16 protein-coding genes are annotated in these 21,541 nt (G+C 57.4%); 7 read left to right on the top strand and 9 right to left on the bottom strand.

Annotated features, from left to right (window positions below; translation table 11 throughout):
- Positions 1 to 21: 21 nt before the first annotated feature.
- The 3 genes from HUTA_RS14085 to HUTA_RS14075 form a co-directional block, all read right to left on the bottom strand.
- Positions 22 to 237, bottom strand: a complete 216-nt coding sequence (locus HUTA_RS14085; protein WP_015790599.1) for a ribbon-helix-helix domain-containing protein — start codon at positions 235 to 237, stop codon at positions 22 to 24.
- Positions 238 to 417: 180 nt separating this feature from the next.
- Positions 418 to 1,389, bottom strand: a complete 972-nt coding sequence (locus HUTA_RS14080; protein WP_015790598.1) for an aldo/keto reductase — start codon at positions 1,387 to 1,389, stop codon at positions 418 to 420.
- A 307-nt stretch (positions 1,390 to 1,696) separates the two neighbouring features.
- Positions 1,697 to 3,886, bottom strand: coding sequence for an elongation factor EF-2 (locus HUTA_RS14075; protein WP_015790597.1), 2,190 nt, complete (start codon positions 3,884 to 3,886; stop codon positions 1,697 to 1,699).
- 212 nt (positions 3,887 to 4,098) lie between these two features.
- On the opposite strand from HUTA_RS14075, the gene HUTA_RS14070 reads away from it, so the two are divergent.
- Entirely contained in the window at positions 4,099 to 4,848 is a 750-nt protein-coding gene (locus HUTA_RS14070; RefSeq protein ID WP_015790596.1) for a DUF5781 family protein, read from the top strand.
- A gap of 103 nt (positions 4,849 to 4,951) precedes the next feature.
- On the top strand, positions 4,952 to 7,054 hold the full coding sequence (locus HUTA_RS14065) for a DUF7289 family protein (RefSeq protein ID WP_015790595.1): 2,103 nt from the start codon (positions 4,952 to 4,954) through the stop codon (positions 7,052 to 7,054).
- 38 nt (positions 7,055 to 7,092) lie between these two features.
- Here the strand turns inward: HUTA_RS14065 and HUTA_RS15410 are convergent, their stop codons facing one another.
- The 6 genes from HUTA_RS15410 to HUTA_RS14040 form a co-directional block, all read right to left on the bottom strand.
- Positions 7,093 to 7,857, bottom strand: coding sequence for a DUF7289 family protein (locus HUTA_RS15410; RefSeq protein ID WP_015790594.1), 765 nt, complete (start codon positions 7,855 to 7,857; stop codon positions 7,093 to 7,095).
- Positions 7,850 to 8,332 carry a DUF7266 family protein gene (locus HUTA_RS14060; protein ID WP_049941366.1) on the bottom strand — a complete coding sequence of 161 codons (483 nt, stop codon included), beginning with the start codon at positions 8,330 to 8,332 and terminating at the stop codon, positions 7,850 to 7,852. The genes HUTA_RS15410 and HUTA_RS14060 overlap by 8 nt, the downstream gene beginning before the upstream one ends.
- Positions 8,329 to 9,186, bottom strand: a complete 858-nt coding sequence (locus HUTA_RS14055) for a DUF7261 family protein (protein WP_015790592.1) — start codon at positions 9,184 to 9,186, stop codon at positions 8,329 to 8,331. Before HUTA_RS14055 ends, HUTA_RS14060 begins: the two co-directional genes overlap by 4 nt.
- Positions 9,174 to 9,791 carry a DUF7288 family protein gene (locus tag HUTA_RS14050; RefSeq protein WP_015790591.1) on the bottom strand — a complete coding sequence of 206 codons (618 nt, stop codon included), beginning with the start codon at positions 9,789 to 9,791 and terminating at the stop codon, positions 9,174 to 9,176. The genes HUTA_RS14055 and HUTA_RS14050 overlap by 13 nt, the downstream gene beginning before the upstream one ends.
- 1 nt (position 9,792) lies before the next feature.
- Complete coding sequence (locus HUTA_RS14045; RefSeq protein ID WP_015790590.1) at positions 9,793 to 10,488, bottom strand: DUF7287 family protein; 696 nt, start codon at positions 10,486 to 10,488, stop codon at positions 9,793 to 9,795.
- A 464-nt stretch (positions 10,489 to 10,952) separates the two neighbouring features.
- Complete coding sequence (locus HUTA_RS14040; protein WP_015790589.1) at positions 10,953 to 17,756, bottom strand: CARDB domain-containing protein; 6,804 nt, start codon at positions 17,754 to 17,756, stop codon at positions 10,953 to 10,955.
- A gap of 510 nt (positions 17,757 to 18,266) precedes the next feature.
- On the opposite strand from HUTA_RS14040, the gene HUTA_RS14035 reads away from it, so the two are divergent.
- Genes HUTA_RS14035 through HUTA_RS14015 form a run of 5 tightly spaced genes read left to right on the top strand, consistent with a single transcriptional unit; the run spans position 18,267 to position 21,540 of the window.
- Positions 18,267 to 18,713, top strand: a complete 447-nt coding sequence (locus HUTA_RS14035) for a DUF7287 family protein (protein ID WP_015790588.1) — start codon at positions 18,267 to 18,269, stop codon at positions 18,711 to 18,713.
- Between the two features lies 1 nt (position 18,714).
- Positions 18,715 to 19,287, top strand: coding sequence for a DUF7288 family protein (locus HUTA_RS14030; protein ID WP_015790587.1), 573 nt, complete (start codon positions 18,715 to 18,717; stop codon positions 19,285 to 19,287).
- On the top strand, positions 19,281 to 20,183 hold the full coding sequence (locus tag HUTA_RS14025) for a DUF7261 family protein (RefSeq protein WP_015790586.1): 903 nt from the start codon (positions 19,281 to 19,283) through the stop codon (positions 20,181 to 20,183). The genes HUTA_RS14030 and HUTA_RS14025 overlap by 7 nt, the downstream gene beginning before the upstream one ends.
- Positions 20,180 to 20,680 carry a DUF7266 family protein gene (locus HUTA_RS14020; RefSeq protein WP_015790585.1) on the top strand — a complete coding sequence of 167 codons (501 nt, stop codon included), beginning with the start codon at positions 20,180 to 20,182 and terminating at the stop codon, positions 20,678 to 20,680. Before HUTA_RS14025 ends, HUTA_RS14020 begins: the two co-directional genes overlap by 4 nt.
- Complete coding sequence (locus HUTA_RS14015; protein WP_015790584.1) at positions 20,680 to 21,540, top strand: DUF7289 family protein; 861 nt, start codon at positions 20,680 to 20,682, stop codon at positions 21,538 to 21,540. The genes HUTA_RS14020 and HUTA_RS14015 overlap by 1 nt, the downstream gene beginning before the upstream one ends.
- The last annotated feature ends 1 nt before the right edge of the window (position 21,541 follow it).

The raw sequence follows: 21,541 nt of genomic DNA, 5'->3' as shown, positions 1-21,541 counted from the left end.
GCCGAACCGCGGGAACCACTCTCAGAACACGTATTCATCGTCGTGGCCCATCATTCCGTCTTCTTCCAGGCCCGGGTCCTCCTCGTCGTCGATCGGGCCGCTGGTTTTGTACGCCTTCAGTCCCGTCGAGAGGAGGTCTTCGATCGCCTCCTCACGGTTGAGAAACTCACCTTCTTCGACGAGCTGCGCGATCTGCATCTCGAGATGATCCGGAATCGTGATCTCTACTTCTGGCATCGGAATATCCGGGCTTCGACGGAGGGGGAGTTAAGCCTGACGGGCTACGTATCAGGAAAAATTCTCGCCAGAAACGATCGATTTCGCCGTTCACGACCCCGGTCGCACCAATCCACGGTCGTTGACAGGTCCGATCACGATGAGATTTCGTTCGATGGAGTGATCGCCGATCCAGCCCTGTCACTCGAATCCGAACACTGCCACCGGCTCGTAGGGTTCTTCCAGATACTCGACGTCCGAAGCGCTGAGGGAGATGTCCAGGGCCGCGACCGCATCTTCGAGGTGGTCGATGCTCGACGTGCCGACGATCGGCGCGTCGACGTGATCGTTCTGGAAGTGCCACGCGAGCGCGATCTGGGCCATCGTCACGCCGTAGTCGGCGGCGAGTTCGGCGACCCGGTGGTTGATCTCCTCGCTGCCGGGCCCCTCGTGATACGGCGTTCCGTAGTCGAGTTCGTGTTCGCCACGCGTCGTCGCCGTGAACTCGTCGTGCGGGCGCGTGAGATAGCCCGCCGCCAGCGGCGACCACGGGAGCACGCCGATGTCCTCCTTCTCGCAGACGGGATACATCTCGCGTTCCTCCTCGCGATAGGTCAGGTGATAGAGGTTCTGCATCGTCTCAAAACGGGCCAGACCCTCCCGATCGCTGACGTGGAGGGCCTCCTGGAACTGGTGGGCCCACATCGAGGAGGCGCCGATGTGGCGGACCTTCCCACGACGAACCGCATCGTCGAGTGCCCGTAACGTCGTCTCGATCGGCGTGTCGTAGTCCCAGCGATGGATCTGGTAGAGATCCACGGTGTCCATCCCCAGTCGGTCGAGACTGTGCTCGAGTTCCTGCTCGATGGTCTTCCGTGAGAGCCCCTCCGCATTGCGGTGTTCCGTCGCGCCCGAGAAGCGGACCTTCGTCGCCACTACCTGCTCGTCCCGGTCGTACTCAGCCAGCACGTCCCCGAGAATCTCCTCGCTCTCGCCCGAAGAGTAGGTGTTTGCCGTATCGAAAAAGTTCACGCCCAGGTCGATCGCCCGCTCGACGAGTTCCCGCCCTTCCTCCGCATCCAGCATCCAGTCGTCCTGACTCCCGAAGCTCATACAGCCCAGCGCGATCTTTGAGACTTCCATCCCGGTCGAACCGAGTGTCGTGTACTCCATGCCATACCACACACGATGTCCGATGAAATATATCTACTGGCGTGAACAAGGTGAGGTTCCGAGAAGAGACAACGGGACACAATCGGAAGGACTCTGCAATCAATGGAACGGAATCGTCGGCCTGCATACGACGGCGCTTGCGCCGTCGTTTCACCGTCAGAGCAGAGCTCTGACGAGCTCTCGTTCGCTGTCGCTCACGAGAACCCTGCGAGCGAGTCGCCGACTCGCTCGCAGATGTTTTTGGCCGAGCTTTTTGCGAGGAGTGGGTCGCGCTTTGCGCGACCCCGACGAAGTAAAAAGGTCGTCTCTAGAAGTAATCGATCGTTTCGGGTAGCTCCGTCTTCATGCCCTTGCGCTCGCGGATCTGCGTGATCGTCTCGGGCTGGAGGTTGTCGGCCATGACGCGGAAGCCGGCGTTCTCCGTGTTCCAGGAGGCACGGCCCTCGGTCGCACTCCGGATGTCTGAGGAGAAGCCGATCATCTCCTCGACGGGCGCGATGCCCTCGACGACCATCAGATCGCCTTCCTGGTACATGTCGTCGACGCGGCCACGACGACCCTGGACCTCGCCGCTCGCCGCGCCCATGTGTTCGTTGGGCACGTCGATGCGGACGTCCTGGATCGGTTCAAGCAGGCGGATCTCGGCGTCGATCAGGGCGTTGTGCAGCGACTGGCGGACGGCCGGGATGACCTGGGCCGGACCGCGGTGGATGGCGTCCTCGTGGAGGCGGGCGTCGTGCAGCCGGATGAGCGAGCCCTGGACCGGCTCGGCAGCCAGCGGCCCGTCGTTGAGGGCCTCCTCGAAGCCTTCGAGGACCAGTTCCATCGTCTCGTTCAAGTGCTGGATCCCCTTCGTGTCGTCGATGATGACGTTCGTCCCGTGGATGTGCTCGACGTTCTGGGACGTGTCCTTGTCCATGCCGGCCTCCTGGAGTGCTTCACGGCGCTCCAGTTCGGGCATGTCCATCGAGGCCTCGCCGAGCTGGATCGCGTCGACGATGTCCTCCTCGAGTGGCTCGACGGTGATGTAGAAGCGGTTGTGGCGGTTCGGCGAGATGCCCTCAACCTCGCGGCTGGACTCCTGGGGGGCTTCCCGGAAGACGACGATCGGTTCGCCGGTCGTGATCGGGATGCCCTGGTTGCGCTCGATGCGCTGGGTGACGACTTCGAGGTGAAGTTCGCCCTGCCCGGAGATGAGGTGCTCGCCGGTGTCCTCGTTGATCTCGATCTCGATGGTCGGGTCCTCCTTACTGACCTGCTGGAGCGTCTCGATGAGCTTCGGCAGGTCGTCCATCCGCTGGGCCTCGACGCTCTTGGTGATGACCGGCTCGGAGATGTGCTCGATCGACTCGAACGGCGTCATCTCAAGGCTGGAGACGGTCGAACCGGCGATGGCGTCCTTCAGGCCGGTGACGGCGGCGATGTTGCCGGCCGGGACCTCCTCAACTTCCTCGCGCTCGCCGCCCATGTAGACCCCGACACTCTGGACGCGGTTCTTGCCCGCAGTCCCGGAGACGTACAGCTCCTGGCCCTCCTCGATCGTCCCGGAGAAGACACGCCCGGCGGCGACTTCGCCGGCGTGGGGGTCGACACCGATGTCAGTAACCATCAGCACGACATCGCCATCCTCATCGACCAGCTGCATCTGCTCGGCAACCTCACTGTCAGCGTCGCCACGCCAGATACGCGGAATACGTCGGGGCTGTGCGTCGACGGGATTCGGGAAGTGCTCGCACACCATGTCGAGCACGACGTCGCTGAGTGGCGTCCGCTCGTGGAGTTCCTGGCGCTTGTCGGCGCGTTCGAGCTCCATGATCTCGCCGAAGTCCATCCCGGTACGCTGCATCGAGGGCATCGAGACGCCCCACTTGTACAGCGCCGAACCGAACCCGACGGTGCCCTCTTCGACGGAGACCGTCCAGTCATCGTTGATGTCGTCCATTTCCTCGGTCATCCCGCGAATGAGTTCGTTGACGTCGCGGATGACAGAGACGAGTCGCTCCTGCATCTCCTCGGGCCCTTCCTGAAGCTCCGAGATGAGGCGATCGACCTTGTTGATGAACAGGGTCGGTTTGACACCCTCACGGAGTGCCTGCCGGAGAACCGTCTCAGTCTGGGGCATTGCCCCTTCGACGGCGTCGACAACCACCAGCGCGCCGTCGACAGCCCGCATCGCGCGGGTGACGTCCCCGCCGAAGTCGACGTGGCCGGGTGTGTCGATGAGGTTGATGAGGTGGTTAGTGTCCTCGTACTCGTGGGTCATCGAAACGTTCGCCGCGTCGATGGTGATGCCGCGTTCCTGTTCGTCCTCCTCGGTGTCCATCGCGAGCTGTTCTCCGGCGGTCTCGTCGGAGATCATGCCCGCGCCAGCGAGGAGATTGTCAGTCAGTGTCGTCTTTCCGTGGTCGACGTGAGCCGCGATGGCGATGTTCCGGATGTTCTCCGGCTTGTCCATCAGTGTCTCACATTCCTGTACGATTTTCTTACGTCGGCCCATGATACCCGATTCTATCGGCAGGCACGGTAAAAGGGTAGTGTTTCCGCGTGAAGCGTGTCAAAGACACGCGAACGGTCAAATCCAGGTGACAGCGTCCCCCGAGCGAGAGATCGGCGGACACACCGACTGTTTCGATAGTCGGCAGACCCCAACCCGGCGGACCGACTGCTACCCGAAGAGTCATACGCAGCAAACCCTTGGTAATTATCCACATGGACCTGCAGTTCGACGGCACAGGGCCGACAGCCCCGTTTCTGGGAGCACGGGACCTCTTTCGAACGGAGCACGATCTCGACCGGCCCGTGACAGTTCGGATCACCAGTGAGCCTGACGAGCGAACGCGCGTCAGTCACGACGCCGATGGGCATCAACTCACGATTTCCCGACACGCCGCAACGAGCGCGTTGGCGAGAGAGATCATCCTCCACGAGTTTGCACATATGCATCACGCAGAGCGGGGCCATCCCTCTCACTCGCTGTCGACCGAGGAGGTACTGTTCCTTGCGCTGTCCGGCCGAAGCGTCGAACGACGCACGGTGACCCAATGTTATCAGATCGCCAATCACGCACGGGACATCTACGCCGACGACGTCTGGATCGACGTCGCGCCCGCGGCAAAGCTGGTGGACTTTCTCGAAGCGGGTGTCGCCGCTGCAGTCGCGGATCGCCAGCCCGATTCGGTGACCTGGGAGCGCGTTTCGGCTACGAGTGATCCGGACATCACCGCGGTCAACGCCGCGTTCGCACTGGCACTGGTCGAACGCCACGGACTCGTGGGCGACGATCACCGGCTGTACGACCTGGCATACGCGGCCGAGACGGACGCCCCGCACATCGGCTTCGACGAGTTCCGGGAGCGTTTTCGATCCCTGTCCCGCGATCCAACGGAGAGTGAGTTCCGCGCGGAACTGGTTGATCTCGTCCGCACTTACGCGAGTCGGACCACACGAGTCGCAGACTGACGCCAAACGAGCATCCGGGAGTCGCATCGGACAGACTGCAGCACGGAATGATATCGCTCACGAAGAAACTGAGGGACGATCACGTCAGAGACACTGATCTCGAATGGCCGCTGTGAAAGTCGAGACCAGTCCCGGGAAGCCATCACGCCTAAATTATCAGCAGTGTATTTTTGTCGAAATCGAATTTGAGACCGCTACAATCACCGAAATATATTTCTTGGCGACTATCGTAATTGATATAGTGAGTTCCAAAATGGGGCTTTCCTCGGACGGTTCGGGAGAGTCCCGGGGGCTGTCGAGCGTGATGGGGTTTGCCCTCGTTTTTGGCATGGTCATTGCGGGGTCGATGGTCATCGTCAGCGTCGGGGCAGTCTCTCTCAGTGAGTCCCAGTCTGTGGTTTCGATGGAGAGTGCCGTGACAGCGATGAATGACGTCGACGCGACGATATCGTCTATTCGGGGCCACTCCGGGAGTCAGGCATCTATCAAACTTCCGGACGATGGGGAATACGTCAACTCCGGCTGGATACAGATCGAAATCACGGATTCGTCGGGTACCGTCCAAAATCAGACGGGGAAGATCACGCTTGGAAAATATGCGTACGAACGTGACGGCCAGGAAGTTGCGTACCAGGGCGGCGGTGTCTGGCGGGGCGACGGCGAGAACTTCGTAATGGTGTCGCCACCTGACTTCGAGTATGCGGGTGGCCCGAATCCCACGCTTTCGTTTCCGATTACGTCCCTGGAAGGGGTGAACGCGACGGGGAGATCATACAGCATCGCTGCCAACCGATCCAACAATATTTCGGCAGATACGCTACCCAGAGGTCCGATAGATCCAGGAAATGAGGTTCAGATTACGGTTCATAGCAAGTATGCAGACGGATGGGCGAGGTACTTAAACAAAAGAGCGGACGGTGACGTAACCAAAACTGGTTCAAAAACAGTCAAATTGACGCTGACGTCGCCCAAAACCCCGTCAGTAGTGAGCGGTCCCATCTCGTCAACTGGGTCTGTTGGGATGGATCCAGAATCGGGTATGGATTACTACGATTCGACGGTTGGTCCGTATTCGGCTTCTCAGGGGGATGGTGGTCTACCAACTGCGATCGCTCGTGGAAGTTTCGATCCTCGTGCCGATGGCTCTGGAGACACGTTCAATTCACACGTACTCACGACCGGAAAAGTGGATATCACGGGAAGCGGTGATCTGACTTTCGCAGGCGACCTCATCTCGTCGTCCGACGATGACTCGAAAATGAGGGCAGCAGTGACTGTCAATGGCGATTTCAGTACGGAAGGTAGTCTCGAGCTATCCTCGAACAAGCGAAAAGTGTTCCAAGGCGACTTCTATGTCGGTGACGAATCCGGCGACAACCTGGATATTGGGCCAGGAACTGTCGGAGTTCAGGGAGATCTTCATGTGGCCGGATCCATCACTGGCCAGCCCAGTAATCTCAACGTAGCTGGACAGGTTCATGTCGGTGGTAGCTCCGGTTCGATTTCAAAAGATAGCTCGTCCCCGGATTCCCCACTAGACCCGGGCATCAGCTCGATTCAGCACAACGCTAACCTGATCAGCCAGAAAAACAACGAACTTTCGAACCCCACAAACGACAACACTGCCGAATCAGGTGATATTTCTGCTATCGAAAATGGTGGCTGTAGTCCATGTGAACTTGAAGCCGGGGATTACTACGTTGACGAAATCGATCTGACAAAAAATGAAAAAATCATACTTGATACATCTGATGGCCCTATTCAACTGTTTGTAAATGGCCCAACTGATGTGAAAGAAGCGAACCTCACAATCAATGGATCGAACGGTGCAGAGATCTACTCCAACGGAGAAGTGGATATTCATAAGGATAGTGAAGTCGTAACGAGGAACCCAAGGCAGTCCGCTTCTTCACTCACCTGGTATTTACCCCCGTCTGAAACTTTCCGTATAAAAGCTTCCACATTCACGGGATTGGTTGATGCGCCGAATGCCGACTTGAAGATGAAAAGCGGAAGCGCTGATCCCGTCATCTACGGGGGAATGATCGGAAACTTTGACAGTATCACGAAAGACGCACAATTCCACTTTGACAACGCATTACGATCTGGCGGCGGTAGTGGTGGTAGTGGCTCTTCTGGATCGGGAGCAAACGAGATTGATTACCTTCGAGTGACTAATCCGACAGTCGAAGTGCAAGAGGAGTAAGTCACGATAGCATCGGAGAAGATGGTGTGGAGAACTGCTCATCTGAGTTCAACCGATACCACGACTGATCTAACCAGTGTATCTTCTCCAGAATTGACATTGTAAACACATTCTACCTTGCTACCGGCTCGACTACATTTAGATTCCGCCGTGGATTCTGACATCCCACCCCGAACCAGTCGCTCTACCAAGGCCGATTCCCACAGACTTGCTTGTGCTTCAGAGGGCGCATCGATATCAATCTCTACTGAGTTACCTGTATCAACGGTAGGGTTTTTCGGGGCCTGAGCGGTAAATCTCATCTGTGCAGTTCCACCACCAATGGAAATTGCTCGTGATGGGATCGTATTTTGGACAGAGATGATAGTTCCGCTTTGGCTCAGTTCAAAAGCCGGTGGCCGGACGATGACTCCACTTTCCTCAGATACTCGAAATACTGTGGAAGAGACGTAGATTATTCGTTCATCGTCAAAGGTATAGAGCAACGGGGAGACGCTGTTTTTGATCTCTTTTGTCCCTCCAACTGATACATTGATCCAAGTCTCCTCACCGATCCGTAACTGCCCACTCTCCAAACGCAAACTCGTCGATCGTGACATTCCGGGTTCAAGATCATCGATTGTGGACGCCATCCCTTCGAAACCGCGCTCCATATTATCCATCAGCGCCGCGTCTCGTCCTTCATTCAGACTATTCACACCGAAAATCGAGACGGCTCCGATCGACAAGATGACGATCGAAAACAGCAGGATGAACCCGAAGACTTCGCTGACGGCACGCTCCCGATCGCGAAATTCACCCATTTTGAATCACCAGATTTCCGCTTGAAGTTTGATGCACAATTTCGATCGTGCCCCCCTGGGCACTGCCCGTCACTGTCGTTTCAGCGTCGATATGGGTACTGACAGCCAAATCATCGCCCATCAGGCGCAAAATGACAGTATCACCGCCGGAAACTTCGATGCGATACCCCGATCCAGCGATCCGTTCCGGCAGCGACCGCGTCACGACAAGCTGAGACGGCCTGGCAGCAGTCGAGCGAACCAGTTGGTCAGCGACTTCGACCGACCCGGCGACCTGCTGGCCGACGATCGACAGTTGCGTCCGGGCCGTTTGGTCCTGCTGGTCCTCGACAATCGCACTCCCGGCCGTGAACAATCCGGTGATGAGGACCATCGCGATCCCGACAGTCAGCATGTAGCTGATCATCCGGGAGACGCCGCGGTCGTCCGTGGAGAGCGTTCGACACTTCTTTCGTCTCTCTGGTCGTGGGGTCATGGCGGCTCACCCGGGGCGACCCTGAGAGTTGTTTCCCAGTCGATCTCGGTGGTGACATACTCTGTCGCAACATCGACACCGAACAGTCGGTCAGTCCGGTCCTGACTCGCCACGTCACTTGAAATCGATCCCGATGGCGTAACGAGCAAACTGTATCGGCCCTGAGCATTGCTCCCCTGTCGAAACTGGATGTCGTACGGTGCTTCGAGACGCTCGAAGAAGTCCAAAGCGTTGCACCGATCACCGTTTATTGTGCTTTCAGTGATATTGACGTGCCCAGACCCGGACCAGGAGCACGTCTTCGACGTAGTCGGTCCAGTCACAGCGACGTCTGAACCGATGTCGAGCTCGTATGCGTCTCCACCATCGCCGGTTATCTCGACAATGAATCCCGAGGTCGAAGATACGTCAAACGACATGTTTCGAACGCGGAGGCCAGTTCCAACCTCCCAATCATCGTGGCCAGTTTCGTTCACAAAGGAACCAGTTGAGTTATAAATAAATGCACCGGAAATATTGGAAGCCACCGAGACGTCAACAAGACGGTTTGCATCTGCCTGATACCGACGGAGATTTTCTCTCACGGCCGAAAGGTTGTTCGTGACATAATCCTTTTGCTTATTGAGTGAACTTCTTTGCTGTACCGCGCGTTCGACGGTGGCACCGACCAGTTGGCGGACTTCCTGTTGGAATCCGAGCGGTTCACGGCTCGAAACATCATCCTGGCTCTCGCCGGCCAGAACCGTGGTATAGATCGCACTGTTGAAAACGACCGCCAGGGCGATGATCGTGACGGCGAGCAAGACGCCGCCGATCAGGATCATCTGGCCGCGACGATCGGTCACCCGCGCCATACAATCACCTCCACACGCAGAAGGTTATACATGCTGTTCGAGGGGTGACTATCGGTGCCATAGAGGTTACCCTGTGCCTGGGTTCCGCTCTCCGAGCCGTCTGCTGCAATCAGTGGGTCGTCGTCGAAAACGAGGATCGATCGGGACGCCCTGACTGCGCCACTCCCCGGCTGGCCCTGGTAGACCATTCGCTGACGCAGGACATTGTTCGAGGTGTCTTGTGACGACACAACGATATTGTAACTGTAGCCGCTCCCGAGTGATGCGTTCAGTATCGCACCAAATCGATTCGGCGGGAGCGCATCGGGATTCGGCGGGTTACACGACGACGTGTCGGCGTAGCCCGGATAGAATTTGACATCGCTGGGGGTACAGTGGAAGCCATCACTACTGTCCCAGTACGTGACGGCCCGCCGAAGCGTGGTCTCGTTTATCGACTGGAGTGTGGTATCCGCGACTGCTCGCTGTTGGTTGATGGCCTCCTGGCTCCCACCGTTGACGGACTGCGGGGTGACAGCCAGCGCCTGGACCACGAACAGCAATGACAGTAACAGAAGCATCCCGGCGATCACACCTTCGAGTGTGTACAGTTGGCCTCGATCCATGTTACCACACCCTTACAACGAGTACTGCTCGCTGGCCGTCGATCGAAACAACGCGTCTGGCCACGCTCACATCGCTGGTACTCCCGTGAGTGCCGCCTCTGCTGAGTTTCGGCGTCCCCGAATCACTGAACCCGCCAGCTCCGGGACCGTGCCACGCAAGGACCGTGCCGTTAGTGAATTCGGCAGAAACGTTGGCGAAGTGGAGTTCACCCAGCCCGATCTGTTCCGTGAGCGTACTCCCCGAAAAGCCACACCCAGGGGCGGATGAGCTTCCCATGAAGAACGCCACCACACAGTCCTCGTCAAGTTCGTCGGCCCCGGGCTGGGTCTTGAGCGCGTCTTCGGCCAGGTTGTTTGCTGCCCGTTCAGCCGCGAGGGAATCGCTGTGGGTATCACCGTCGACGAACGGGCCGAATAGATTCGGCAAAAACAACCAGACGAATACAACGGCGACGACTAGAATAGTCACCCCGAGAATAAAGTCGAGATTCGTCTGACCACGACGGTCCTCGACAGCCGATCGCTCCGCAACCCAGGGCAGCTGAACACGTCCGCCTCCCGGTATCCGGGTTCCGAGGGCCCCAATCAACCGCGTAATAGCGATCCTCAATGCGAGAATTGACTTGATGGCACTGCTACGCCCGGCCTTGCAACCCGAATAGTTCGGCGTTGGGACGATAGTCTCTGCGAATTGCATCTGTATGAGCCTCAGTCACTGAGTTCCATAAAACGGAACGGACAGGAAGGTCGTCCGTAGAGAGCGTCTTTCGAAGCCCTTCGAAAGTCATACTCTCTCATATGATTTCATGAAATTCAATAAATGGCGCATTATACAGTGTGATATTCTCACGTGGACCCATGCTTACCAACTGCTACCGGAGGGAGCGGCAAAAAGCATCGGATTACTACGAAACAGACAGAACAGAATCAAAACCCGGAACAGTGACTCCCAACATCGTCCCCATAGATCTATCAAAATTCACATTTCTGAGATATTTTGACAGCTTAGATTGACTGTCTCTGCTGATGATGTCCTCCACCGGGAATCAACTAATCGGACGGGTGCGACACCGTTCGAACTTGCAACTGAGAGTACATCAGACGAATCGGAGATGAATTCACACCTAAATACCTCACAACGGCAACTCGATTCGGTGAGGATTACCCGACCGCGATTTTCTCCAGATCGACGTCGATCGGCTCCCCGCTGGGTGACGTCAGCGGCTTCGTCGACGTCTGGACACGCTCGATCGTCAGGTCGAAGAGATCACTATCGTGGCCTGTCTTCGCAACGAGATCCGAACCATTCATCGCCTCGTGAACGCTCCACGTCAGAGTTACGTCTGTGTTCGAACCTGCATTGACAGTAACGCCGGAGTTGAACGCAACCGTGTCACCGTCGAACTCGAGCCACACCGGCTTCGTGACTTGCTGGGTCGCGTTGCTGACTGTCACGTCGGCTTCGAGGGTGGCTCCTGCCTCTACCGTCGTCCCGCTGGTGATCTGCGAGCCATTGTACCGCACTTCCGTGATTGCAACGTCGAGTTGCTCCTCGGGCTGCTCCTCGATGGTGACCTGTTGCGTCGCCGTGTCGTCCATGGTGGTTACCGTGATATCGTCCTGACCGTTGTCGCCGACGGTCGTATTCCAGTTGAGCGTGACGGTCGTCGAATTGCCCGCATCCAGCGAGACGGATGTGATATCGACTGCGTTGTCCCCGTGGTCCCGGAGGAGGACGTTCTGGGTGCCGTTTTCCGAACCGACGTTTTCCACGGTAGCGGTGACGTCCAGCGTATCGCCCTCCGTGACCGGGTCGTTCGTGGCGAGGTTCTGAATCTGGAAGTCACCGTCGCCTGCGGCGTTGATCGTAACCTCCTCCGTTTCGATATCGTCACTCGTCCCGACAGTGATGTCGTCGCTGATACTCCCGCTCGTGACCAGGTTCTCGCTGGTATCCCACTGGAGGGTCACGGTATTGTTTCCGCTGACTGTTTCATGATCGACAACATTGCCGTCGAAGTCCTGAAGCGTCACGGGCTCAGAGGGAGGAGGTGAGACTGTGCCGTTGTAGGAGACTTCAGCCGTAACATTTAGCGTTTCACCGGCGGTGGTCGGATCGTCGACTGAGGTGTGTTCGAAGGTGTATTGCTTGGTGCCGGCCGGAGTAATGTCGACCGTCGCTGTCCTCGTGTCGTCGCCGGTGATGACTTCGATTGTGCCTGTTCCGTTGTCGCCGACGGCCGTCTGCCAGGTGAGATCGACCGTCGTCGAGTCACCCGCGTTCAGGCTGACCACACCGATATCGACCGCGTTGCCGTCGAAGTCCCAGAGCAATACTTCCTGGGTGCCGGTTTCGGTACCGGTGTTTTCGATTTCGGCGGTGACGTTCAGGGACTCGCCTTCCGTGATGGGAGCGTTCGTCGAGACGGCAGTCACGTTGAACTCGCCATCGCCGGCCGCTTCGATCGTCACCTGGGTGGTATTGGTGTCGTCACTCGTCCCGACAGTGATCGAATCCGTGATGTTTCCGCCCGAGATCAATCCCTCACTCGTGTCCCACGTGAGAGCTACCGTCGTGTTCCCGGTGACATTCGTACTATCGACGACGCCACCGGCGAAGTTCTGGAGGGTCACGAGTTCAGGACTGGGACTCGTTGAGCCGTTGTACCTGATGTCGGCGGTGACCGTGAGAACGTCACCGGCAGTCGTCGGATCGTTGGCGCTGACGGAGTCGACAAGGTAATCGCCGACAGCGGGCGCGTCAATCTCGATCGTTTCCTGATCGGTATCGTCCTCGCTTCGCACTTCGAGGGAGGTCGGTCCGACGTCGTCCTCGTTCGTGTTCCAGGTGAGAGAGACGTTTTTGGTCGTGGAATTGCCACCGGGCGTACGCTCTGTGATTGTCACACTCGTGCTATCGACTGGCGTCCCGTCACTGAGGAGCCGGATCGTCTGGGTAACGTTCTCGTAGTTGCTGTTGGTGAGTGTCACCGGGACTGTCAGTGACTGACCTGCCACGACGGGATCGAGGTTGTCTTCGTCGATGTCGACTCCGACCTGGCCTTCGGCCTCAAGCTCCCACTGGAAGCGGGGATAGTCACCGAGGACTGCTACCCAGGGGCCACCGTCTTCTTCGAAGTCAAGGTTGCCTAACCGACCTGGCTCGTTCACGTCAAGACCCTGCATTTCGGTGGTCGTTCGACCGATCCAGTCAGTCTGCTCAACCTCATCAATATCCATGTCGACAATGGAATATCCAGTCCATCTTTCTGCTTCTCCCCAGGCAGAAGACTCGAGAGCCTCATCGTAATACATGTCCTCGTTAAATCGATCACCGTCAGACTGTACAATGCCAACAATTGAACCGCCCTCAGCACCAGGAGCAGTTGCCGTTACTGTGGAAGCCGAGTACATCTCTTCGAACTCGGAATCGACCAGTGAAGAACTACCCATAATCCCACCAACATTAACTGGGCCCGTGACGTCTCCTGTGCTGTAGCCCGTGGCGATTTCTGTTCCCCACGCAGCGCGACCGATCAACCCACCGATCCCCTTTGCGTTCCCTTCCTGCACACCACTGAGGTGGCTCGGTACATTTCCGCCGACAACTTCCACATCAGCAACGATCCGGTTGTCTATATCAGCGTGTGCTCCGAGACCAATGAGTCCACCGACCAGCTGTTTGTCAGCTTCGACGTAACCCTCAGCACGTGCGTTGATAATCTCACCACCAGCTTGTCCCGCAAGTCCGCCCACGTACATATTTCCGACGACGTGAACGTCTTCGAGTATTACGTTCTCAACTGTCGAACCGTATCCAACTGGTACATCGTCATACGGGCGATCTGTTGCGCCAAAGAGCCCAACGTAGTTCTCGCTCGGTCGATCGATGTAGAGTCCTTCAATAGTATGTCCGTTCCCGTCGAATTCACCACTGAAGGTTTCCCACGGGTCATCCTCTGGAATGCTTATAGAATCGTGCCCCTCGGGGCCGATCGGGTCAAACCCTTTCCCGTCGTTCCAGTGTTCGGTTCCTGAAGCGTCGATATCGTCGACGAGGACGTACTCTTCATCGAGGCCGTGCTCGTTAATACACTGCAGTTGATCGACGTTGCTGATCTCGTAGCGCCCCTCCGAATCTTCGGTGTAAGAGACTGCTTCACAGACAGGGCCGTCGCGTTCGATTATCACGCGTTCTGATGCCGAGTCGTCTTTGGTCGTGACCTCCACTGATCCCGTGCGGTCAGGACCAACCCAATTGAAGACCACTGTTGTATCGTCACCTCCATCAAGGGAAACTGACGTATCACCGATCTCGTTTCCAGCTGGATCAAATAGCTGGACAGTGTCGGAAACGGTCGTGTCGCCGATATTCTCAATGGTAGCCTCGAAAGTGACGGAGTCGACGAGATTACCGGACCGCTCAGACATGTCTGGATCGTCACCGTCGGCAACCTCGCCACCTCTCGTGACTGTTTCGACGACCGACCCGTCGTCCATGATCTGAGCGGTAATGTCGTACGTCGAGCCGTATTCCCCATTCCGGGAATGAGTCACAGTACCGTCTGTAGTCGTTGATACTTGTTCGTCATATACGCCTCCGTCACCATCGAACACAATTGTGACATTGTCGAAATCAGAGGTCGGATTTACTTCGTAATCGACGGTAAACTCACTCTCATCCGAGGTCCAAAACCCTCCAGAAGTTGAGTCGTCTTCGATCTGAAGTTCACTGAACGCCGAGCTCTTCACCTTTGTCGTCTGAATATCCTCAACCACAAACCTGGATTCGATGTCGAGTTCCTCTGAGTCCTCGTCACCATCGACGGCGACCGTGATCTCCGGGTCGGTCGTATTGACGTCTGACGGAACGTTCCACTGGAGCGTCACCGACGTACTGTCAGGATCGCTCGCACGCATCCCGATTATCCCTACCGAGTCATCGACCGCCACGACGCGATCCTCGAAGTCTTCGAGCCAGACGATCGGGGATTCGCTGTCGCCGCTGTTGGAGACGGTCGCCTCGACAGTGACGGTGGAATTACCCGGATCGACCGCGCCGTTCGGATCGCCGTCGACGGTCACGTCGTCGATGGCAATATTGTAATCCGGTGGATCGACCGCCGTGACCGACACCGTTTCGCTGTCCGTATCGTCAGCACTCGCCACAGTCAGTGTGACATTCTCACCGCCGCGATTGCTACTGTCCCACTTCAGAGAGAGCGTCGTCGACTGGCCAGGGGAGAGCGATTGGTTGAGCGTGGCGTTAGCGATGTTCCCGTCCGCGAGGAGCGCGATGTCCTGGGCGGTCGTCTCATTGCCGACGTTCGTGACGTTGGCTTCCACGGTGACGATATCGCCGTCGTGAATCGGTTGCGTGACGTTCTCGATATCGACCGCGAAGGTCGCGTTCGTCTCCATTCCCTTCTGAATCTCGATCGGCGATTCCGCGGCGCTGTCATCGTACGTCTCGACGGTCACCGTGCCGTAGGAGGTCTCGAAGGCGTTTGTCGTCGTCCAGTTGAGAGACACCGACTGAACTGCGTTAGCTGAGAGGGACACTTCGTTCCAGGCGACCGGCGTCCCGTCGAACTGCATCTCGACGATCTGCGTCTCGTTTCGGCTCGCAGTGTTGTTGATTTCGGCGGTGGCCTGCAAGTCTTCGCTGGCCGTGAGGTTCGTCTTAGGAACAGTAAGGCTGTCGATCAGGAATTCCGCCGGTTCGAGTTCCTGAACTGAGATTGTGGTCTGGTTCGTATCGTCGGCACTGGCCACAGTCAAAATGATATTCTCGCCACCGTATCCAATACTGTCCCATTTCAGAGAGACGGTTTTCGACTGGTTGCTGGTAAGATTTTGATTGAGTTTAACGTCGGCAATGTTTCCGTTTGCCAGAAGTGCAATGTCCTGTTCAGACGTCTCGTTGCCGACGTTCGTGACGTTTGTCGCCACCGTGACGGTATCTCCGTCCGTGGCTGGATCGGGACTGACGTTTCCAATTGTGACGTCGAAAGAGGCGTTGGCCCCCGTGTCCTCTTCGATTGTAATGTTTGTTTCCGATTCGTTGTCGTAATACGTCTCGGCGATCACCTCGCCGTTGGACGTGTTGAAAGCGTTCGTAGTCGTCCAGTTGATCGACACCGTCTTCGTCGTTCCGGCGTTCACGCTCACTTTCTTCCAGGCGACTGCCGCCGGACCACTGTTGTCGTCGAACTGCAACTCGACCAGTTGGGTGTCGCTGATCGATGCGGTGTTGTTGATCTCGACATCGACTTGGAGATCCTCGCCGGCGGTGAGTGTATTCTTGTTCACGGAGAGACTGTCGATCTGGAACTTCCCTCGCTCCGGTCGTTTGACGATCTCGATTTCTTGGGACTTGTCGTTCGTATCCAACGTGGCGACCTGGAAAGTCACGTTGGCGCTCCCCGTCGCGTTGACTGTGAACGTGTCCGATGCGGTATCCCCGGTCCCGTTGAGAGTGACGTCCGCCTTCTCAAGCGGGATCCAGTCACTCGAACCCTTTTCACTGAACAGCAGGACGACCGGCGTCGTTCCGTTGCTGACGTAGTCGTTTTCGACAGTCCAATCGAGCTCGATCTTGTCCTGTCCGGCGACGACGTCGTCAGTGTTGATGTTCTTCGACCCGGCCAACCTGACGTCGTCGAACGACACGTTGAAATGTGGACTGGCCACCGAATCATCGGGCGCGTCCCCGACCAGCGGCTCCGAGAGACAGCCCTCACCGGATGTGTCGACGTAGTCGACAAACTCCTCGTGATCCGTTTTACTCGGATCCCCATCAACGACGCAGGTCCACGTGTCTTTCGGGTCGATCTGGTACGTGTCGTTGTTGCTTAGGGTAGGTGGACTATCAAGAAAGTCCGGGTTCGTCACGACATCTCCCGTAAGAGTTCGAACAGTACCATCAGTCGTATTATATATCATCCACTCACTGGCCGTTTCGTTGTATACGCCCAGTATGTAATGTGGGCTCGGGGATGCTGCACCATGACCGTCGATTTCGGCGACCTCGACTTCCCCGCCCGAACCACCGATCGTCGCGTTCGAGACGTTGACCAGGCCGGTCAATGCTGCCTCTCCCGAATAGAAGACATCGTCGTCGAAGGTCTGATTCGTATTGAACGTAAGCCCCCCGTCGAACTTGTCAAAAACGACTTCGACTTCGTTTCCATTCCGATTGACAGTGGGCGTCTCCGTCATCCGGTTTTGGGCGTACATCTGCCAGGCGTCGGCGTACTCACTTTCGATCGTGACCGTGATCGTGACCGGTGCCATGATGTCGCTATAGCCCGTCAGATTCCAGTGTGGCCGCATCATCTCCCGAAGCTTTTCGGACTGGTCCTCGGACTGTTTGCGCAGCCGTTTTGCCGTGATAGACTCCGCATCCGAAATCTGATCGATGTCCACCGAGTGGAAGGAGAGATCGATCGCGTCACCCCGATAATCGAACGTCGGCTCCTGGAGGATCTCGATGAGATCGCCCTGCCTCTCGAACAGTGCCCCGCCTTGATAGGCAGTGATCGTGCCATCCTCCGCTTCGTGCTCGATGGTGCCGAGGTCTATTTCTGTGGAATTCGAGGCATCACTTGCCTCGACGAGTCCGACATAATCCGAATGTGTTTCGATCGTGATGTTGACGACCCCTTCGTCAAGTGCGTTGATATCGTCCCCGGTTCCGGTCGGGAATTCGAACTCGGTTGCGGTGTCGATCTGACTGCCAGTCAGCGAATGCAACCGGTCGCCCATCTCCTGCATGGAGTCCTGTGCGAGTCGGTCCTCGGTCTGTGCGGTCGCGCCCTGGAAGGCGCTGAGCCCGATGACGATCAGACCGACCGACAGGAAGATTACGAACGAAAATATCAGGACCGTCCCGAGTATCTCCGAAACACTACGCTCGTCTGCACGGATCTTACGATAAAGTCCCCCGGCTGCTCGATTCCCCATATTAGTTAATACAGTACACAGTGTAGAAATATAAACGTTATTTATTTTACTATACGTGTATTTTTTACGCCCTTTTAAAATGTGATTTTATCGTAGTCTCAGAAAATGCCGGATCCGCCCCCTTCTTTCGGTCAAAGCGGTACCGACAGAAATGAGCATGTTGCCTGCCTGAATCAGGGGCCACGTACCGCAACATCGGTCGGATGACGCTGACGACGAGATAATACGAACCGACTGGACAAATACCCGATAGGAGGATTAAAGTATGGAGTCGACATATTGACACGCATATACGTGACACGGATGCAGCGGGGGAATCCGGATTTCGTGTCGAATAGCCACATTGGACAGTACATCCGGGTTCAACGCATTCTGGGCGTCGTCACGCAACGATTGGGGTAATACACGTGAACGTACGGGACTTGACGGAAGAGCTAGATCCGGGGGAAACAGAAAGACGAAACGACCGGGTGGGCTGGCGGCAGCTACGCCCTCGGCTGCGGAGGTACCATGAGTAGCCGCGGCCAGACGACATACGACTATCTGCTCGGCATCTCGCTGGTACTGATCGCGGTAACGGCAGTCTTCTGGTTGTTTCCCCAGGTGTTCGATCCGTTCTTCGATCCGGTGTCGGGGGATCGCGATGACATGGCCGATCAGGTCGCGGCCGAAGCCATCGAGACGAACGCCACCATAACCGGAGAACGCACCCTCAACGTGAGTACAGGCACGTTCGATGCCGATTACGTCAGCGAACTGCGTGACCGGAGTGGTGTCCCGGACCTGCGCAAGATCAATATTTCGCTCCGCAAAGACGGACGGATCGAAGCGAGTGCCGGTCCAGGCGAGCCGTCCGACGCGCCACTCGCAACAAGCGTTCGAACCGTCCGGATAACCCAAAACAGCGATATCAGCAACTGTACGACCGCCTGTGACCTGGTCGTCAGGGTGTGGTAACATGACGGGAACCACCAGAGGGCAAGCCTACGCACTCGAAGGCGTCATCGGCGTGCTCATCATCGGGATCGCGCTCATCCTGGGAATGCAGATCGTTGACGTCGCGCCGGCGGACAACGACGGCGACCATCTCAGGGAGATCGAGACACAGGCAGCCGACGTGATGAGCCTCGCCAGAGAGGACAATCTCCTTCGCTCGACGGCAACCTGTGTCGACACCGACGGCGAACCGGCGATGCTCGATCCCGGTGATCCGCCCGACACAGCGTTCGAAACGCTGCTGGAAGAGACCCTGGAGAACCGAGGAACGTATACGATCACCCTCGAGTATATCAACTCCAGCGGGACCATCCAGACCGAGTCGTTGTCGAGCCGGTCGGTCCCACAGCGTGCGTCAGGGACCGTCATCGATCAGGTGATGCTGTACGATAGTGACCCAGTCCGGACCGGAGGGACGTGCACCCCAACGGGGAAGACACTCGAGAATGCCAGTAGCGACGAGTTCTATCTGGACGATCACGACACGGACAGTGAGATCTACGGCATGGTCAAACTCAAGGTGATCGTATGGTGACGCCCGGGAACGGCCGTGGCGACGACCGGGGCCAACTAGTCGTAATCGCTGCCCTCATGATCGCGCTGACGGTGCTCGGCAGCGTTGTCCTGCTCAACTCAGTCCACTCCTCGCCCGAGGTCGCCGTCAGTTCCGACGCGTCGAGTCTCGCCGAGACAGAACGAAGCACGATGGAACTCCGTGACGAGCTCCGAACCGCGTTTCTTGCCACCAATGCCAGCGACATCGCAACGAACGACAACCGGGTCGCGTTCGTCGACCAGCAGTATTTCAAGACGGTTGTCGAAACGTTCGGGACCGAGTACAACGAACTCCTCACCAGTGATCGGGCAATGGTCGTCAACGCCACGTACAACGACAGCGCAGCGGTTGAGGGGGCGATCGTGTCTCACACCGGGAGCACATCATTGAGCGGGACGCAACGACTCCTCGAAAATGCGGCTGGTGAGGCACCGCTGGTCTCGGTGAACGCGACGCTGGGACCCACAGAGGAAGTCGCGCTCGAATTCAACGACACCGACGCTGGCACCAGGTTCCTGAATGTGACTAACAGTGACGTTGAATTTGAGGGCAGTGATCTCTGTGACTTCACCGGCAGTAGTGTAGTCCAGGTCGATCTTTACAACGGGACCGGCGAGATCAGCACGGACGATGACTTCTGTGGGAACCTCAGCGTCGACTATGGTGATTTCAACAACGTGACGCTCCATAACAGTGCGGACATCAATGGCTCGACAATCGAAATCTCAGCCGTGGAGGCCGACTGTGGGGCAAGCGGAGTGGACTGCGTCGATAAGTCCGGCATCGACCTCATGCCGACGTTCATCCTCAAGACAGCGGATCCAAGCGTAACCTACGAAGGGAACATCACGGTATTCGAGGTGACTGACTCATGAGAGACTGGAGGGTGCTAGTCGCGCTCACCGGGCGAAGCAGGTCCTTCGCCCGGGACACCCGGGGCGTGTCGGTCGCGATCACACACGGACTCACCATTGCGATCACGGGCGTCCTCCTGATCGGTTTACTCAGTGCGTCGGGAACCCTGTTGGAGACGCAGGAAGAGCGAATCAGTCACGACCAGCTCTCGGAGATCAATGGGGACGTGATGTCACACATCAATACAGTCGACCGTCTCGCAGCGACCGGCCAAAACGTCAGCATGACGCTGACCCTCGACTATCCCGATCGGATCATCGACTCCCATAACTATCGGATTGAGCTACGAACGGATGGCAGTGGCCAGGGGGTGCTCGAAGTGAGTGTGAGTCGGCTCGACCAATCTGTCACCCGGAAGATCGACACCGACGCGGACATCGTCCCGGGACGGGTGACAGGGTCGAACGTCACCGTCTCGCTGTGTGATGAGTCGATCACGCTCGGGGGGTGTCCCTGATGGAGCCACGACGTTTGACTCGCGACACTGACGGGGGTCCGGACGACGAGCGAGCGCTTTCCGACGTCGTCGCGTTCACACTCACCTTCTCGATCATCATCGTCAGCGTTGCCCTGGTCTCGATGTTCGCGGTCGGCTCACTCGTCGATCTCGCCGGCTCACAGCACGTCCAGAACAACGACCGTGGCACCCAGGCCGTCGCCTCGACACTTGACAACATCCACCGAAGCGGCGACGCCTACCGACAGTTCGACATCTCACCGGGTGACGGGAACCTGTTTTTCAATCAGACGAAAGTCACTATCAAGAGTTCCCAGATCGATCTATCGGCGCTCGACGGGAACCCGGACACTGCCGAGATCCCGATCGGTGCGCTGGAGACACGCTTCGAGCGCTCGGATCGGACGATCTACGTCGCCTACGAGGGCGGCGGGGTCTTTCGAACGGACTACGCCACGCCGAGGTACGGGCCTTCGATCACGTGTTCACCCGATGGCACCACGATCGTCTCGCTGGTCAATCTGACGACAGACAATTCGATATACGAGGCAGGAGCGTTCAACAACGACATCGTGATCAAGCCATCGAACGTCCCAGACTCGGTGCCCTTCAGCGGAAACAACGAGTACGCGACCTTCGAGGCCGAGCGCGTCGACCACCAACAGATTCGAGACGCCAGCACAACCCTTGACCTCAAACTCGATGTCTCGGAGACGGCCCATCCCGAGCAGTGGGAACGGTTCTTCGAGAATGCCAACGGATGGGGTTGGAACGGCGGAGCCACGCAAGGAGAATGCCTCAACAACGATGACGTGTTGATCCGGGTCGTCACGATCAAACTCAGCAAGCCCCTGGACTAGG

The sequence above is a fragment of the Halorhabdus utahensis DSM 12940 genome (genome assembly GCF_000023945.1).
In the GTDB taxonomy this organism is placed as follows: Archaea; Halobacteriota; Halobacteria; order Halobacteriales; family Haloarculaceae; genus Halorhabdus; species Halorhabdus utahensis.
This window is presented reverse-complemented; position numbering and strand designations above follow the sequence as displayed.